We start from the raw sequence: 16,193 nt of genomic DNA, 5'->3' as shown, positions 1-16,193 counted from the left end.
CCGTCATCTTGCGAGTTTGGCGCTTATCACCCGCTACATGTCGTCGAGTCGGTGCACTCCGTGCACCAGTCGGGTCAGGCGGGTCTGCTCCAGCCTGGCCAGATTCTCGAGCAAGGCGGTGGTGGCCGGTGTCGGGCACTCCCGGGCCAGATGACTCAGCTCGCCCACCAGCTGATCTTCCCAGCGGCATACCTGAGTGACGATATCCTGAGTCTGGACTGATGCCGGCAGCTCGAAGCGGGTAATGGCAGGCAGCATATCCTCGCTGAAACTCTGGTTCAGCCAGGTCTCCCTGACCGCCTCTCCCAGTTGAGCGGCATATTCGTGCAGATGGGCACTGGCCGCATCCTCACGCCCTTGCAGATAGACCAGCAACATCCGGCTGCGTTCGCTGTCCACCTGACTGGTCAAACGCCCGTAACAGAGTCCGAGCTGGTGATGAACCTGCTCAAGATAGTGCAGCAACTCTTTGATCTGTTGGAATCTCATCGCACTGCCCTCCATGCTTGTCGACATCATCAGTATAAAAAACCGGCGCCACCGACCCAATCCCTATCCGAGCCCCCCTTGCGCTGCATCAAGGTTGACGCCGACAAAGTGGCGATCAGGTGATCCGGTCACGAATAGGGAACGATTTGTGCAGCAATTTGTGTAACGATGGAGGAGCATCAGGCTCGACAGCAGATGTGAACAGAAACGGGCTGACACACTAATAAAACCAGCATTTACCCGATATAAACCATCTTTAATTCGGTTATCTGCCGCAGGGACGAAACAGGATCTGGAAGAGCAACAATACCATCCTGATCGTTATCCGCCTGACAGAAATCCTTATCACTTTTTTAGACGTCTAGACGTAAAAACATGCGTTGACATGGCCATCCAGACATCTTAGCATCATCCTCCATGATGACAGAGTAACCCAGTGGAACCTCTGCCCAATTTCCCCGCCTGTAGCGCCCTGTGCTTTAAGGCTGTTAGCACGGAAGAATCCATGATTAAGTTGATCGGTCTCAACAAAGTCTACGGTACAGGCAGTGACGCCGTGCACGCCCTGCGTGATGTGAGTCTGCATGTACCCCAAGGCAAAATTTTCGGGGTGATCGGTGCCTCCGGTGCCGGCAAGAGTACCCTCATTCGTTGTGTCAACCTGCTGGAGCGCCCGACAGAGGGTCAAGTCATCGTTGATGGCCAGGATCTGGTCGCCCTGAGCGAACGGGATCTGACCCAGGCTCGCCGCCAGATCGGGATGATTTTCCAGCACTTCAACCTGCTTGCCTCCCGCACCGTGTTTGCCAACATCGCCTTTCCGCTGGAGCTGGCAGGCTGGAGCAAAGAGAAGATCCAGCAACGGGTTGCCGAACTGCTGGCGCTGGTCGGGCTGGAAGCCCGTGCTCAGGCCTATCCGTCCGAGCTTTCCGGCGGTCAGAAACAGCGCGTCGCCATTGCCCGCGCACTGGCACCGGCCCCCAAGGTACTGCTGTGTGACGAGGCCACCTCGGCCCTCGACCCGCAGACCACCCGCTCGATCCTGACCCTGCTCAAGGAGATCAACGTCAAGCTGGGGCTCACCATCCTGCTCATTACCCACGAGATGGATGTGGTGAAGGGGATCTGTGACGAAGTGGCCATCATCAGCGACGGCCGTCTGATCGAACAGGGCGAAGTGGCCTGGTTCTTCAGTAATGCCAAAACCCAGCTGGCCCGTGACTTCATCCACTCCACCATCCATCTGGAGGTACCGCAGGAGTATCAGGATCGGATGAGTGCGGAGCGGGTGCCGGGCAGCTACCCGCTGGTGAAGCTCGGCTTTACCGGCAGCACGGTTGATACGCCGCTGATTTCCGAGGCGAGCCGCCGTTTCAACATCGACATCAGCATACTGAGCGCAGACATCGAATACGCAGGTGGCGTCAAATTCGGTTTCCTGCTGGCCGAGCTGTTCGGGGATGAAGCCCAGTGCGAGGCTACCCAGCAGTTCCTTATCGACAACCACATTCAGCTGGAGGTAATGGGTTATGTCCGAAGCCATGATTAATCTGCTCATCACGGCCCTGGGCGACACCCTGATCATGGTGTTTGCCTCCGCCCTGTTCGGCTGCCTGCTGGGTCTGCCGCTCGGCGTGGCACTGCATGTGACCAAGGCGGGCCAGATCCTGGCCAACCCCTTGCTCAACCGTACTCTGGGTATGGTGGTCAACGTGGGTCGCTCGGTGCCCTTTATCATCCTGCTGGTCGCCATCATTCCGCTAACCCGGCTGATTGTCGGCACCAGTATCGGCACCATCGCCGCCATCGTGCCGCTGACTGTCGGCTGCATCCCTTTCATTGCCCGTCTGGTGGAAGGGGCCCTGATGGAAGTGCCGGACGGCCTGCTGGAAGCGGCCAAGGCGATGGGCGCCAAGCCGCTGCAAATCATCACCAAGGTGCTGCTGCCCGAGGCTCTGCCCGGCATCCTCAACAGCGTCACCATTACCCTCGTCACTCTGGTGAACTACTCGGCCATGGCCGGGGCCATCGGTGGCGGTGGTCTGGGGGATGTGGGTATTCGTTATGGTTATCAGCGCTTTGACCCGACCGTCATGCTGGTGACCGTGGTTATCCTGGTAGTACTGGTTCAACTTATCCAGAGCGCGGGTGAGCGCCTGGTCAACAAATGTGATCATCGTTAATCGTCGATTTCTGACAGGAGGTTTTATGAAATTTGGCATCAAATCCGTTGCGGCTGCCCTGCTGGCTGGTCTGGTTCTAGCCGGTTGCGGTCAAAAAGAAGAGAGCAAGGTTCTGAAAGTGGGCGCCATTGCCGGCCCCGAGACCGAACTGGTTGAAGTGGCTGCCAAGGTAGCCAAAGAGAAATACGGTCTGACAGTCGAGGTGGTCAACTTCTCCGACTACGTCACCCCGAACGTGGCGCTGAACGATGGCAGCATCGACGTCAACGCCTTCCAGCACAAACCCTATCTGGATGCGCAGGTGCGTGATCGCGGCTTCAAGCTGGTGCCGGTTGGCAACACCTTCGTCTACCCGATTGCCGGTTACTCCAAGAAGATCAAGGCGCTGAGCGAGCTGCAAGATGGCGCCCAGATCGCGGTACCGAACGATCCGACCAACCTGGGCCGCTCCCTGATCCTGCTGGCCAAACAGGGTCTGATCACCCTGAAGGATGGCGCCGGTCTGGAAGCCACCGTGCTGGATATCGCCAGCAACCCGCGTAACTTCAAGATTGTGGAACTGGAAGCAGCCCAACTGCCGCGCTCGCTGGAAGACGTGGACTTGGCCATCATCAACAACACCTTCGCCGGTCAGATTGGTCTGACCCCGACCGAGAACGGCCTGTTTGTTGAGGACAAAGAGTCCCCCTACGTCAACCTGATCGTCGCCCGCGACAACAACAAGGATGACGAGAAGGTCAAACAGTTCGTACAAGCTTTCCAGACCGATGATGTTTACAAGAAAGGTCTCGAGCTGTTCAAAGGTGGCCTGGTAAAAGGTTGGTAATTGCTCACTCGGCAAAAAAGGCCACGCAATGCGTGGCCTTTTTTATTGGCGCCGCTATCATATCCGCGAGCACGGCAACACGAACATACTCATAACATGAAAAAATGGTATCTGGCCTACTGCAAGCCAAAAGAAGAGGCCCGCGCCCGCGCCCACCTCGATGCCCAGGGTATCGAATCCTATTACCCCATGGTGGAGATCGAGAAGCTGCGCCGGGGTAAGCGAGTTCCGGTACGGGAACCCATGTTCCCCAACTATCTGTTTATCTTCGTTGATTTGGAAGAGGTGACACCGGTCACCCTGAAATCAACCCGCGGCATCAGCAGAATCATCCACTTTGGCAGTGAATGGACCCCCATCAGCAGCAAGCTGGTCTATCAGCTGATGAGCCGCGATGACAGCGACGAGGCGAGAGCCAGCTACGCCAGCCTGCCCTGCTCGGGCGACAAGGTGCTGATTGAAGAGGGGCCACTTGCCGGCTTCGAAGCCATCTATATGGAGCCGGATGGAGAGAAACGGGCGATTTTGCTGGTCAGCCTGCTCAACCGGGAGACTACCAGCAGCTTCGACAACCACACCTTCAGACGTCTGGACTAAACCCACGGGCCAGACGGCTCGGTAAATGGCAATAGCAATGGCGGGATGATCCCGCCATCTCATGCATCAAGATCAAAGCGGGCGATGACCGCCTTCAGCTTGCCGGTATCACCAGCCAGTCTGGCTACGATCTCCTCCCCCTGCTGACTGCGCTGACAGGATTGCCGACTGAGCGCGGCAATGTCGTCGACCGTCCCGGATACCTCGGCGGCCACCCGCGACTGCTGCTCGGTTGCCACAGAAATGGCCTCCAGCTGGCCCGACAGCGACTGCACCAGCTGGTTCATGGCACTAAGGGTATCGGTCACCAATCCGACTGCATCCCGCCCTTGCTCTACCAACCGGGTACCGCTGCTGACGGTGCTCACCGTCTGGCGAGTCTGCTGGGAGATGGCCGCAATAGTCTGGCTGATCTCGGCGGTGGATTGATGGGTGCGGGTTGCCAGCTGGCGAACCTCATCGGCCACCACAGCAAAACCACGCCCCTGCTCGCCTGCCCGCGCCGCTTCTATCGCCGCATTGAGTGCCAGCAGATTGGTCTGCTCGGCTATAGTGGCGATCACCTCGGTGATCTGCCCCACCTGTTCACTCTGATGCTCCAGCAGCCTCATGGCTTCGTTGGCCTGTCCAATCATGGCGGCAATCTGCTGCATGGTATCGCTCATTCGTGCCAGCGCGGCCTCTCCCTGACGGGTCTGCTGCCGCACCTGATGGGCACCATCCGCCACACTGGCAATGTTACCAGCCACATCACGGGCGCTAACCGACATCTGATCGATAGCCGCCGCCACCGCATCGACCCGCTGATCCTGCTCCGTCAGATCCGCCACTATGGCTCTGGTAGTGCTGCCCACATCGAGACAGGCCACCTCGACCTGCCCCACAGCCCCCTGCAACTCCCCGACCAGATGATGTAACTGGGCAGACATCCGGTTGATGGAACCGGTCAATTCTCCCAACTCATCCTGCCCTGTGATTGGCAAGGGCTCGGCCGCCAGCCGGCCATCCGCAACCTGCCCCGCCCGGGTCACCAGACAGGTAATGTCACGGGTCAGACGGTGACTAAAGAGCCATGCGACCACCATGCCAAGCACGATGGCGCTGCCGGTAGCCAACAGCAGTGTCTGGTTGATAGCCCTCCCGGCTCCGGTCATCTGCGCCGAAATCAGCTCCACCTCGGCGCGGGTTTTCTCCACCTGCTGGACCAGCTGCTCGCTGAGGCTGGACTGCATCGGCTCGATGTCGGTGGCCATCAGGTAGTTTGCCTGATCCCAATCCGGCGCCTGGCGCTTCTCGATCACCTGCCCCACCAGCTCGGAGAAGGGGGTCGCCATCTCTTCAAACAGCTGCCAGAGGCTCTGCTGGGTGTCGGTAAAGAGCGCGGCTTGCTGTTTAACCTCAGCCACCCGCTGCTGGTGAAACTGGTAGTAATCCTGATATTTGCTGCGGTATTCGGGATCGCCTGAGATAAGAAAATCCCGCAGGGCAGAGAGGGCGTTGGCGAGGCTGTTGTAGGCATCTCCCACCTGTTTGAGCAACATACGGCGATCGCCAGAGAGTTGATCCTGCGGGGTCGCCACCTCCTCATTGGCAAAAGATTGCAGTTGATCGAGCGCCGCCTCCGCCAGCGGCCCCGCCTCCTGCAGCATCTGGGTATGAGCGGGCAGATTCTCTTCACTCTGGGCTATGGTCCACACCTTATCCTGATGGCTTTTGAAGGTCTCAAGAGACTTGGCGAGCGCCGGACTGAACGCCTGATGGGCGATGGCCTGCCAGGCCGACTCCCACTCCTGCTTGAGGCGGGAGGCCTGAGCCGGATCCTTGCCGAGGATAAGATAGCCACGCAAGGCGGAAACGGTGGCAACCAGCGCCTTCTGGCTCGTTTCATCCCGCTGCAGGGCGGGCAGCGCCTGCTCCAGCAGGGTGTGTTGGGCCTGATTGATCTGGGTCAGCCGGTAATAGACCAGCGTGGAGGAGAGCAGGATCAGCAGGTTGATAAAACCGAAGCTGAGCAGCAACTTGCTTGAGATTTTCATGAACATCCTTGTTCAAACGGAGGGATCCAGCCAACAGAATCAGATAGATATCAGTGTAGGCAATCTATCTTGCCAAGTCCGGTGCCAATTAGCCAATTCACTGCGCGGCATCGGGCGGGCAGAGAAAAATCCCTGACAAAGGTCGCAACCGAGTTGGGCCAGCACTCGCCAGGTCGCCTCATCTTCTACCCCTTCCGCCACCGACTTCAGCCCCAGCTTGCGGGCTAACTCGATACTGGACTCGATGATAGCCAAACGTGACGGATCGGCATGGCAGCGATCGACAAAGGAGCGATCCAGCTTGAGTTCGGTGAACGGCAACAGTGCCAGCTGCCGCATCGAGGAGTAGCCGGTACCAAAATCATCGATGGAGAGGCCAAAACCGTGCATCCTCAGCCGGGTCAGCACCTCCAGAGACTTGCCCAGATCCTGCACGAATGCGCTCTCGGTCACCTCCAGAGTGATAAGTTCCGGATTGATACTCCAGCGCTTGCACTGATCAATCAATAAGTTGCAAAGATCCCCTTCAATGAGTGAGGTGGTGGAGAGGTTCATCGACAGATTGAGTGACAACCCGGTTTCCTCCCATAAATGACCATCACTCAGAGATTTGCTGATGATCACCTCGGTCAACGGATCGATAAGCCCGCTGCTCTCCGCCAGTGAAATAAAACGCCCGGGGGGGATCAGGCCAAACTCGGGGTGTTGCCAGCGGGCCAACGCCTCCATCCCGACCCATTCGCCGGATGCAAAACTCACCTTGGGCTGATACCAGGGCAGCAGTTGATCTTGCTCGATCGCTCGACGCAACTCATCGAGCCCTATTCTGTGCCCCTCTTCCTCCCTGACGGGTTCCTGCCGGGGTGACCAAGCCTGGATAAGCCGCTGGAGCTGCTGCGGCGTTGAGGGTTTATCTATGCGACCGAGCACCTGCAAGCCATAAGCGGCACTCATACGCAATACGGCTTCCACCACATCCCCCTCAAGCGCACTGGAGAGGATAATGCCGCCCTGAAAACCACCCAGCGACAGGCGGCTCAACAGCGCCATGCCATCCATTCCGGGCATTCGCAGATCACAAAACAGGATATCGACGTTGTGTTGCTGGCTAAGCGCCAACGCCTCGACACCATCAACCGCTTCCAGCAGATTCTGGTAACCCAGGCTGCGGATCTGGTGCAGCAGCGCCTTGCGCTGAAATCCATGGTCTTCCACGACCATGATGACCAACTCATGTTGTGCTTTTATCATCGAGCCATAATCCAATGTCGTGGGCAATCGCCGTCATCAACCTCTGCACAGTGCTGACCAGATCGTCGAGCTCGTCGAGCCGCTTCAATCGCGCTGCCGATTCCAGTATGGCGGCCTGGCTGGCAAGCTCCTCCAACCCGACCATTCGGGCAGCCCCCTTGATCCGGTGGGCGGTCTCTACCAAAGCGCTGGCATCATGACAAATCAGCGCAGCCATCATGGCCTCGCCATCCTGCCGGTTGGAATCGAGATACTCCACCGCCATGGCTCGCGCGGTCAGCTCGTCACCAAACAACGCCAACCAGCGTTCAGCCTGCATGCCAGTCACCCCACCAACGGGCGCAACCGCGCTTCTGGTTGGCGTCTTCTCTGCCAGCCAATGGGCCAGCATCTGGCGCAAGATATCCAGCGGGTAGGGCTTCAGTAACATGTCACTCATGCCTGCCTCTACCATACGAGCACTCGCCTCTTCCGACGTATCTGCCGTTACCCCTATGATGGGGGCCGTCACTCCCGCAGCCCGCAGCGCCTTGGTCAGGGCATAACCATCCATCACCGGCATATGGCAATCAGTCAGCAGCAGAGAGAATTGCTGTCCCTGCCAGGCCCGCAGAGCCTTCTCGCCATCTTCCACAACCTGAGCCTCGATACCAAGAATGGCTAACTGCCGTGCCAGCAAGGCACGATTGACCGGATGATCATCGGCCACCAATACTTTGCCACCCAGCTTCTCTGCAAGCGCAGGGAGAATTGGTGTGACCCGCTCCTGTAGCAATTCGTGGCAGCTCTCCAGCAGAAGATCCGGATAGAGAGGAGATAGACCCAGGCGCCACCATTTCTGTTCACCAATCCGACCCCGTAACGCCTCATCGGGTGACGCTATGATCCCCTTCAGCGCAGAGTGTTGCAGCCAGCTTTGCCATTCCCCCCCAAGCGCTTGCTCAAGCCACCGTTGATCGGCCAACAGCAACCCTTCCAGTGAGCGACTGAGCTCACTGGCCCCCAAGTACCTGAGCTTGGCCCCCTGCCGTACCATGGCCGCTTCGAGATTGGTGTCATCGCTGAAAAACCACCATTCTGTGTCAGCCAAAGCAGGGGGATCCCACTGCGGATTGGTTAGCGGCACGGTAAAGCGGAAGCTGGAGCCCTCCCCTGCCTTGCTGGTCAGTGTCAGTGCCCCCCCCATTTTGCATACCAGCTGCTCACAGATTGCCAACCCCAAGCCGGTGCCACCAAAACGACGGTTGATATCTGACTCCACCTGCTCAAAAGGCGTGAACAGCAGCGCCTGCTTCTCTTCGGCGATCCCGATACCGGTGTCACTGACACTGATGGTCAGTTGCTCGCTCAGGTAGCTGACCTGGATAGTAATCCCCCCTTGTTCGGTAAACTTCACCGCATTGTTGAGCAGGTTGGAGATGACCTGACCAATACGCACCCCATCGATGTCGGCCCAATCCGGCACATGATGCTCCCACTCCAGCACCACGTGGAGCCCCTTGTTATGAGCCAGTGTCGCATGGCCACGAATGGCATCGCAGATCACCGTTTGCAACCGGCTGCTCTGGTAATTCAACTGCAACTGACCCGCTTCTATCTTGGAGAAATCGAGGATGTCATTGACCAGATAGAGCAGGTTATTGGTCGAGGTGACCACATTGCGCACCATAAAACGCTGGTCGTCGTTAAGCTCGCTCATTTGCAGCAATTCGAGCATGCCATGCATGCCTGAGATGGGTGTTCGTAGTTCATGGCTCATGGTTGCCAAAAAGCGGCTGCGAGCCTGCATCGCCTGCTCGGCATAGGCGCGAGCTTCGCGCAGCTCATATTCCTGTTGCTTGAGGGCAGTGATGTCCTGAATCACCCCGTTAAGGATCAGTGCCTGCTGCTCCTGTCTGACAAAGTTGCCACGCACTTGCAGATAGCGATCTCCATCAGGTCGCTCCACCTTGACCTCCAGGTCGAGGGGAGCCAGAGTCTCGGCATGATTGGCCACCTTACTGACAAAATCCTGCAGCGCCTCTTCGGTAAAGCCGAACACCTCACCACCCGATTCGGCATTGAACAGCTCCTGCCGGGAAGCCCCGAGGATCTCGCTGGCCCCCTGAGAAGCATACAAAAACCGCCCCTTGCCGGGTCCTTGCCACAAATACTGATAGACCACCCCAGGCATGCTGTCGGTAATCTGGGTAAGGCGATTTTCAGCCTGACGGGCGCGCTCCTCCGCCTCCTTGATCCGGCTGACATCGGTCAATACTGTCAACACCCCCAGCATATTGCCATCGGGATCGCGATAAGGGCGTTTGGCATAGATAACATGGCAGGGCGTACCATCAGCTCGCAGGTTACTGCCTGCACCCTCCAGATCCTGTCCGGTCTGCCACACCAAACGCTCTTCTTCCAACACACTGTTTCTGAGAGTCTCTGGCATGTTTTGCAGCTCCTCACTGCTACTGCCAGCACCAAGGAAAGCATCGCGGTAGGCCTGATTGCACAAGGTGATCCGCTGCTCGCTATCACGTAGCGCCACCATGGTTGGCAGTGAGTTGAGCAAGGTCTGCACAAACAGCAACTGTTCGTTCAGCTTGTCCTCTGCGATTTTGCGCTGCGCAATCTGGCGACGCAAACTGCGAGCCCAGAACATCACCAGCAAACCGCTGACGAGCAAGGCGCCCCCCCCTATGGCCAACCATTTGTAAATCAGGGTGTAATCAGACTCGATATTGACCGACACATTGAGCCAGCGTCGTTCCAGCAGTTGCCACTCCTCATCCGTTATGGTCAGCAACAACTTGTCCATGATGTGGAGCAACTCGGGCTGAGCATTATCGACGGCCATACTGATAGGTACGGAAAATTCGGGGGAACTCAGCACTACCTGATACTTATCATTGAAACCCTTCATCGCCTGCTGTCCCAGATTGGTCATGGTCAACAGCACATATTCGGCTCGCCCAGTATCAAGCAAGGTCAGTAAATCGGCATCTTTGCCTACTTCGATAATATTGGCGCCCAGCGCGTGAATGAGAGAGGCTTCGTAAGAGCCCGTCACACCACCAATCAGACGCCCTTTCAGCTCGACCAACGACTTCAGCGGACGAGCACCGTGTCTGGCTACGACATAGCTGTCGAACTTCAGATAGGAGGAGGTAAAAGAGGCAAAGGACTGACGATCCTTGAGCGGTGTCATCAAGGGAATAAGGTCCACTTTATGCTGTTTCAGCAGTTTAAGTGACTCCTGCCAGGTATTTGTCGACACCAGCTCAAAGCGGATTCCGGAGCGCAGACTCAATAACTTCATCAGGTCTGCCGTATAGCCATGCAATTCACCTTCGTCATCGATTTCGCTGATGCCGGCAAATCCGGGGGCAACGGCGAACTTGATCACCTTGTTTCTCTGCTTCAGCCAACTAGCCTCATCTGGTTCCAACAACAGACCAGCGTTGGCGCGCTCATCTTCCTGATGCAACCTTAGTCGTGAGTCTGCAACGGGTATCCGTTGATATGCCTGCCAAAGCTTCTCACTCAGTTCTGGCTGGCGGGAGCTGGTCGCCATCGTCAGCGTGCTGCCAGAAAGCCACCCAGGAGCGACAACCCCCATTGATGCTGGCATTCTCTCCATCTTAAGGGTAACAATTGGACCCAACTCAAGATATGCATCGACAGCGCCCAGCTTGACCATATAGGTCGCCTCAGTGCGGCTCTCCAGCTCAGTTACATCAGAGATCCCCAAACGAGCCAATTCATTACAACTGCCAAACCCGCGAATACAGACCCAGCGTAACTTGCGCGCCTGCTCCAGGGTCAATTGCTGATCCGGAGTATGCATTAAAATGGAGCGGGCAAATGAACCGATACTGCCGATATGGTTTATCCCCTTCAGCTCAAGAGCATTACGTTCGACTCCGATTAATGCATCGATCTGGCCGCCTTGGAGAGCAATCTGGGCATCTACGTAGGAGTTGTAGGAGATATAGCGCAGGGACACGCCCATTTCGGCTGCAATGCGCGAGGCCAACTCCTTGAGTGGACCGGCATAACGCTGGTTGGGGAGTTGATAGATGAAAGGGGGATAACCACCACGGGGTACCCCGACCAGCAGCTCCTTTTGTGCGGAGATTTCGTTACTTGTGCTCTCATCTTGCGGCTGGGGAGCCGCAACAGCCAACATGCCTGAAAACAACAGCAAAATGGGAAGAAAAAGCTGACGAAGGAGTGGCATAAGGTCTTGTCCTGATGAGTAAAACAGATAGGGCTGCCACCTCTAATCTTGCAGATCCTGACGACGCAAGGCGAGAAAACAATCGCAACTGTTACAAAGAGGGCGGAGAGGATAATACTGAGTCACCAACATGTGAACCTGGAATCAACCATAAGATGGAAAAATGGCAGGCATGCAGCCTGCCATTTCAACAGCGAGGGGGATCTTATTCTCCCCCTCGCGATCAGGTTATTCGATTCCCGAGGCGGAAGCCGGTTTGATACTCCCGCTCGCGAACGAGGGCGATTTGACCCTGATATCCTTCCAGCCCGATATCCCTGAGCAGGGCGGGTGACAGATTGACCTGCACGAGACGACGCTCGACCTTGGCAATCCTTCTCTGGACCAGGGATTCAACACTGCGCAGTAAAACCAGTTCGATAGACATGACATTCTCCAGTTGAACATGCGGTTCTCCCGGAGAAAGTGGATATCACCCTGCGGGACGAACCGCGGGTGATAAAAAGACAGGGGTTACCTGTTTACGCCACGCGGTAAAAGAGCACGAGATTTCACGCCGCACGCAGTGCCGCGAGAGAATGCAATATTGAGCATCAGATGTTGCATTTTCGTGTCCTTACAGGATAAAAGTTGAACAGGTTGCAGAAGTCTAAAAAATATCCGAATTTAAAACAAGCCTCTTGCGACTCCTTTTTAAACGTTTTTACGGCATTTTATGCTGCCCGAAGGGGAGCTTGGGGCATCAGATCCCCGAGAGTAGCCGGTACTCCTCCAGCACGTAGGTATCCGTCATGCCGCTGACATAATCGAGCAGCAGCCGCACCCGGTAATACCACTCCTGCTCGTTCTGGCAGGCAAAGCGCGGATCCGGGGTGGCGATCGCCAATCGATAGGCCTTGAGATGGCGGGCCGAGAGACGGTGATAGAGGCGGCGCGCAAAGAACAGCGCCTGACTCCCCTCCCCGGCCAGCAGGCGAGCAAACTGTGGCGCTGGCAGCGCCAATAGACAGGCATAACTGGTCAGCACCCCGCGCAGCGCCGCATACCCCTCCAGCTCGAGCGCTTCCACCTCGGGGCGCATAAAGACCAGCTCGCGGGCCACCCGTTTGAGGATATCTAGCACCCGCGCCGCCGGCGCCTGACCATGCAGCAGTGCTTGCGGATAGGAGCCCTGCAAAATGGCCTGATGTTCGCTGACATAGCTCTGCGCCGCCAGCGTAACCAGATCCCGGGTCAGCTGCTGGCGAAAATGGGGGAAAAAGCCCCGACCAGAAGCCAGCGCCTCATCCAGCAAGGTGCCCATGTAGTCACTCTGGTCAGCGGCCCGCAGTGCCGCCAGCAGTTCACCCTGAGTCAGGATCCGCCGATCTACCGCATCTTCCAGATCGGCGATGCAGTAGGAGATATCATCGGCCGCCTCCATGATGTAGACCAGCGGATGACGACAGCCTGGGGCCAATCCCAGACTCTGGCCGAGGGCACGGTAGAGCGGCTGCTCGCTAAAGAAGATGCCCCGCTTGCTGCTCCAGCCATGATGCTGGCCGTAACTCACACCGGGTTGCGGCTGCTGCGGGTATTTGCAGAGTGCCGCCAGCTGCCCGAGCGTCAGGTTGAGCTCGTGTAGGCTGTGCACCAGCCGCAGACTCTGGGCGTTGCCATCAAACAGTTGCAGGTCCTGACGCAATTCCGCCCACTGGGCCGAAGGTGGTTGCGCCAGCGCCTGCTGATAGAGGGGATCGAGCATCTCGCCGAGCCACTGGCTCATCACTTGCTCACCGAAGTGGCCGAACGGCGGGTTGCCCACATCGTGCAAGAGGCAAGACATCTCCACCAGATTGATAAAAGCCCCTTCACAGACCATCCCGGCAGGCAAGGCGGCCAGAATGCGGCGGCTGATCTGGCGACCGGTCTCCTGCACCTCCAGCGAGTGGGTGAGGCGGCTGCGCACCGAGGCCTTCACATCGAGCGGAAAGACCTGGGTCTTCTGCTGCAACCGGCGTACCGGCGCCGCCTGCACGATACGGGCGCGATCCTGCTCGGTCGCCTCCAGCAGCTCCTCATCCCCCCAGGGGTGGATGCGTGCAGGGGTAATCAAACGGCTATACATCTCGCAGCTCCTTGCCAGCAACTTCCATCAGACTCAAGACAACCTCCAGCCTCAAGACAGCAACCAGCGCCGCAGACGGGCGATATCGCCGGGATATTCGCGGCGCAGCGTCTCAATCCAGTCTTCCACGTTTTCCCACCAGGCGGGGTGATCCGGGCTCTGGATCAGCTGGGCCGTCTGCTGCAGTCGACGCAGGCCAATGGAGCCTGCCGCTCCTTTTATCTTGTGTGCCTCTTCCACCACCCCAGCTTGATCCTTGGCAATCATGTTGGAGTCGAGCACCGCCATGTAGTCCGGCATCATCTTCTCGAACAGATCAACGCTGGAGAGCAGCACCTGCTTTCCCACGGTATCGGCGTAATCGGTGAGGAAGGGGATATCCAGCAGGGCATCCTGATTGCCCGCATCCGCCTGCTCGTCCGCTTCATCCTCGGCCAGATCGGCAAACAGGTGACCAATCACCTCCCGCACCGCTTTGGAGCCAAGCGGCTTGTTAATGACATCCTGCATGCCGTGATCCCGGTAGTACTGGCGATCGCCGGTGGAGTTGGCGGTGAGCGCCACCATGGGTGGCAGGCTGTCGCCATAACGCTCCAGCAGGTTTTTCGCCACATCGAAGCCGGTCATGTCCGGCAGCTGGATATCGAGCAAAATGAGGTCGAAATCATCCGGGTTGGCCATCGCCAACGCCTGGGTGCCGTCCCGTGCCACCTGCACCTGATGACCCAGCTTGCCCAGCAGGGCGCAGGCCACCGTCACGTTAAGCTCCACATCCTCCACCAGCAGGATATCGAGGGAGGGCATCTCCTCCTCCTGCTCTGGCAACACAGGCTCGGCGCAAGCTACCTCCAGCTCGGCGGTAAAGCAGGAACCTTCGCCCGGATCGCTGTCCACATAGAGCTGGCCGCCCATCGCCTGCACCAGCTGACGGGAGACCGCGAGGCCAATGCCGGTGCCGGTGGCGTGCTTCTTGCCCTGCACCTGATAGTACATGGCGAAGATCTTCTCCTGCTGAGCGCGCGGGATACCGATACCGGTATCCTCCACCTCGAAGTGCAGGGCCAGCTTGCCCGGCTCGTCGGCGGGATGGGATAGGCAACGCACGGTGACGCCCCCCTCATCGGTAAACTTGACCGCGTTGCCCACCAGATTCCACAGCACCTGACGCAGGCGGGTACCGTCAGCCATCACGAATTGCGGCATGTCGCCATCGCGATCGAAATGGAGATAGAGCCCCTTCTGCTCCGCCTGAATGCGCGACAGGGTCTCCAGCTCATCGAGGAAGGCGGGCAGATCGATGCGGGTCGGTGCAATTTCGAGACGACGGCGATCCAGTTTGTCCAAGTCGATGATGTCGTTGAAGATATTGCCAAGGGTTACCGCACTCAGGTGAATGGTCTTGAGCTGCTGATGCTGCTTGGGATCGAGGGGGGTATCCATCAGCATCCGGCTTAAGCCCACGATGCCGTTGAGCGGAGTACGCAGCTCGTGGCTGATGGTGGAGATGAAGGTGGTCTTGTCGCGGCTCGCCTTCTCCAGCTTGTCCTGATACTGCTTGCGCTCGGTGATATCGCGGCCAAAACCGAGCAAGCCGAGTCGCTTGCCGAAGCGGTCGAAGAAGGGCACCTTGCGCAGCTCGAAGTAGGCCTTGCGGCCATCAGGATACTCCAGCCACTGCTCGTAGGTGAGCGGCTCGTTGCTGGCAAAGACCTGCTTGTCGGTCTCCACCACCTTGTTGGCGATCTCCTGCTTGTAGACATCGAACGGGGTCAGACCGATCAGCTCGGCCTCCACCTTGCCGGTCAGCTCTTCCATGGCGCGGTTGCAGCCGGAGAACTGCTCATCCTCGTTGCGGTAGTAGACCAGATCCGGGGAGCAGTCGATAAAGGAGCGCAGCAGCGCGGTGCGCTCCCCCAGATGGAGCTGGGCTTTCTCCCGCTGGAACACCTCGTTCTCGAGATCCTCGATGGCCTGCAGACGCAGGCTCTCGGCCCGGTTGGTCTCGGCAATCTGGGCGTTGAGGCGGCTGATATTCTCCTGCAGCTGGGTATTGAGCTCCAGATCCCGCTCGCGCATATCTTGCAGCTTGCGCACCATCCGGCTCAGTCGCTGACGGGAATCCTCCAGCTGATCCACCACGATGGAGAGAAAATAGACCGCCCAGGGAGTCACCAGCAGGCCAAAGAAGACCGAGCGAACGAAGTCGATCACATCGATATTGCCGCGCAGGAACAGGGTCACCCCCATCTGGATGGCGACCGCCAGCACGATAATGCCCGCCGCCAGGAACATGCTAAAGCGCACCAGTCCCAGCTTGGTCATCAGATCGACATAATATTGCGCCCAGGATTTAATCTGTTTCATCTTATTGTTTTCCCCCGATATTCGCGGTACAGAATACCAGCACAACCGAGTGAACTCTTCTTAATCTCGCACAATTAATTAACGATTCGCCGAATGAAATGAGTGGGTTAGGATAATT

The 16,193-nt window shown here is 57.7% G+C and carries 11 protein-coding genes; 4 read left to right on the top strand and 7 right to left on the bottom strand.

Annotation, left to right across the window (positions count from 1 at the left end; genetic code table 11):
• Positions 1-33 precede the first annotated feature (33 nt).
• The gene (locus tag AB5Y67_RS04250) at positions 34-489 is read right to left on the bottom strand and encodes a hypothetical protein (RefSeq protein WP_325793965.1); all 456 of its coding nucleotides are present in this window, start codon (positions 487-489) and stop codon (positions 34-36) included.
• 505 nt (positions 490-994) lie between these two features.
• Here AB5Y67_RS04250 and metN point away from each other — a divergent pair.
• From metN to rfaH, 4 genes are all read left to right on the top strand, one after another.
• Positions 995-2,038 carry a methionine ABC transporter ATP-binding protein MetN gene (gene metN / locus AB5Y67_RS04245; protein WP_005341087.1) on the top strand — a complete coding sequence of 348 codons (1,044 nt, stop codon included), beginning with the start codon at positions 995-997 and terminating at the stop codon, positions 2,036-2,038.
• A complete protein-coding gene (locus AB5Y67_RS04240; protein WP_005339070.1) occupies positions 2,019-2,672 on the top strand; it encodes a methionine ABC transporter permease in 654 nt (217 codons plus the stop codon). Before metN ends, AB5Y67_RS04240 begins: the two co-directional genes overlap by 20 nt.
• A gap of 25 nt (positions 2,673-2,697) precedes the next feature.
• Entirely contained in the window at positions 2,698-3,498 is an 801-nt protein-coding gene (gene metQ, locus AB5Y67_RS04235) for a methionine ABC transporter substrate-binding lipoprotein MetQ (RefSeq protein ID WP_005339072.1), read from the top strand.
• Between the two features lie 96 nt (positions 3,499-3,594).
• Positions 3,595-4,095, top strand: coding sequence for a transcription/translation regulatory transformer protein RfaH (gene rfaH / locus AB5Y67_RS04230; protein ID WP_005339074.1), 501 nt, complete (start codon positions 3,595-3,597; stop codon positions 4,093-4,095).
• A gap of 59 nt (positions 4,096-4,154) precedes the next feature.
• On the opposite strand, the gene AB5Y67_RS04225 is transcribed toward rfaH, so the two are convergent.
• The 6 genes from AB5Y67_RS04225 to arcB all read right to left on the bottom strand — a co-directional run bounded on the left by AB5Y67_RS04225 (position 4,155) and on the right by arcB (position 16,075).
• Entirely contained in the window at positions 4,155-6,131 is a 1,977-nt protein-coding gene (locus AB5Y67_RS04225) for a methyl-accepting chemotaxis protein (RefSeq protein ID WP_199415548.1), read from the bottom strand.
• A 39-nt stretch (positions 6,132-6,170) separates the two neighbouring features.
• Complete coding sequence (locus AB5Y67_RS04220; protein ID WP_199415547.1) at positions 6,171-7,382, bottom strand: EAL domain-containing protein; 1,212 nt, start codon at positions 7,380-7,382, stop codon at positions 6,171-6,173.
• Positions 7,363-11,604 (bottom strand): transporter substrate-binding domain-containing protein, encoded by a 4,242-nt coding sequence (locus AB5Y67_RS04215; protein ID WP_199428622.1) that lies wholly within the window; start codon positions 11,602-11,604, stop codon positions 7,363-7,365. The genes AB5Y67_RS04220 and AB5Y67_RS04215 overlap by 20 nt, the downstream gene beginning before the upstream one ends.
• A 223-nt stretch (positions 11,605-11,827) precedes the next feature.
• Positions 11,828-12,031, bottom strand: a complete 204-nt coding sequence (locus AB5Y67_RS04210) for a hypothetical protein (RefSeq protein ID WP_199415545.1) — start codon at positions 12,029-12,031, stop codon at positions 11,828-11,830.
• A 315-nt stretch (positions 12,032-12,346) separates the two neighbouring features.
• Complete coding sequence (gene dgt, locus AB5Y67_RS04205) at positions 12,347-13,711, bottom strand: dGTPase (protein WP_199428623.1); 1,365 nt, start codon at positions 13,709-13,711, stop codon at positions 12,347-12,349.
• A gap of 51 nt (positions 13,712-13,762) precedes the next feature.
• Positions 13,763-16,075 (bottom strand): aerobic respiration two-component sensor histidine kinase ArcB, encoded by a 2,313-nt coding sequence (gene arcB, locus AB5Y67_RS04200; RefSeq protein ID WP_199428624.1) that lies wholly within the window; start codon positions 16,073-16,075, stop codon positions 13,763-13,765.
• Positions 16,076-16,193: the final 118 nt, after the last annotated feature.

It is taken from the genome of Aeromonas sp. s12, assembly GCF_040907925.1.
GTDB lineage: Bacteria > Pseudomonadota > Gammaproteobacteria > Enterobacterales > Aeromonadaceae > Aeromonas > Aeromonas veronii.
The sequence above is the reverse complement of the archived record's forward strand: the minus strand, read 5'-3'. Positions and strand labels throughout refer to the sequence as shown.

Coding starts and splice junctions, on each gene's coding strand:
- AB5Y67_RS04225 (WP_199415548.1), bottom strand. CDS start 6,131: ATGAAAATCTCAAGCAAGTTGCTGCTCAGCTTCGGTTTTATCAACCTG.
- AB5Y67_RS04215 (WP_199428622.1), bottom strand. CDS start 11,604: ATGCCACTCCTTCGTCAGCTTTTTCTTCCCATTTTGCTGTTGTTTTCA.
- arcB (WP_199428624.1), bottom strand. CDS start 16,075: ATGAAACAGATTAAATCCTGGGCGCAATATTATGTCGATCTGATGACC.
- dgt (WP_199428623.1), bottom strand. CDS start 13,711: ATGTATAGCCGTTTGATTACCCCTGCACGCATCCACCCCTGGGGGGAT.
- AB5Y67_RS04250 (WP_325793965.1), bottom strand. CDS start 489: ATGAGATTCCAACAGATCAAAGAGTTGCTGCACTATCTTGAGCAGGTT.
- AB5Y67_RS04220 (WP_199415547.1), bottom strand. CDS start 7,382: ATGATAAAAGCACAACATGAGTTGGTCATCATGGTCGTGGAAGACCAT.
- metN (WP_005341087.1), top strand. CDS start 995: ATGATTAAGTTGATCGGTCTCAACAAAGTCTACGGTACAGGCAGTGAC.
- metQ (WP_005339072.1), top strand. CDS start 2,698: ATGAAATTTGGCATCAAATCCGTTGCGGCTGCCCTGCTGGCTGGTCTG.
- rfaH (WP_005339074.1), top strand. CDS start 3,595: ATGAAAAAATGGTATCTGGCCTACTGCAAGCCAAAAGAAGAGGCCCGC.
- AB5Y67_RS04210 (WP_199415545.1), bottom strand. CDS start 12,031: ATGTCTATCGAACTGGTTTTACTGCGCAGTGTTGAATCCCTGGTCCAG.
- AB5Y67_RS04240 (WP_005339070.1), top strand. CDS start 2,019: ATGTCCGAAGCCATGATTAATCTGCTCATCACGGCCCTGGGCGACACC.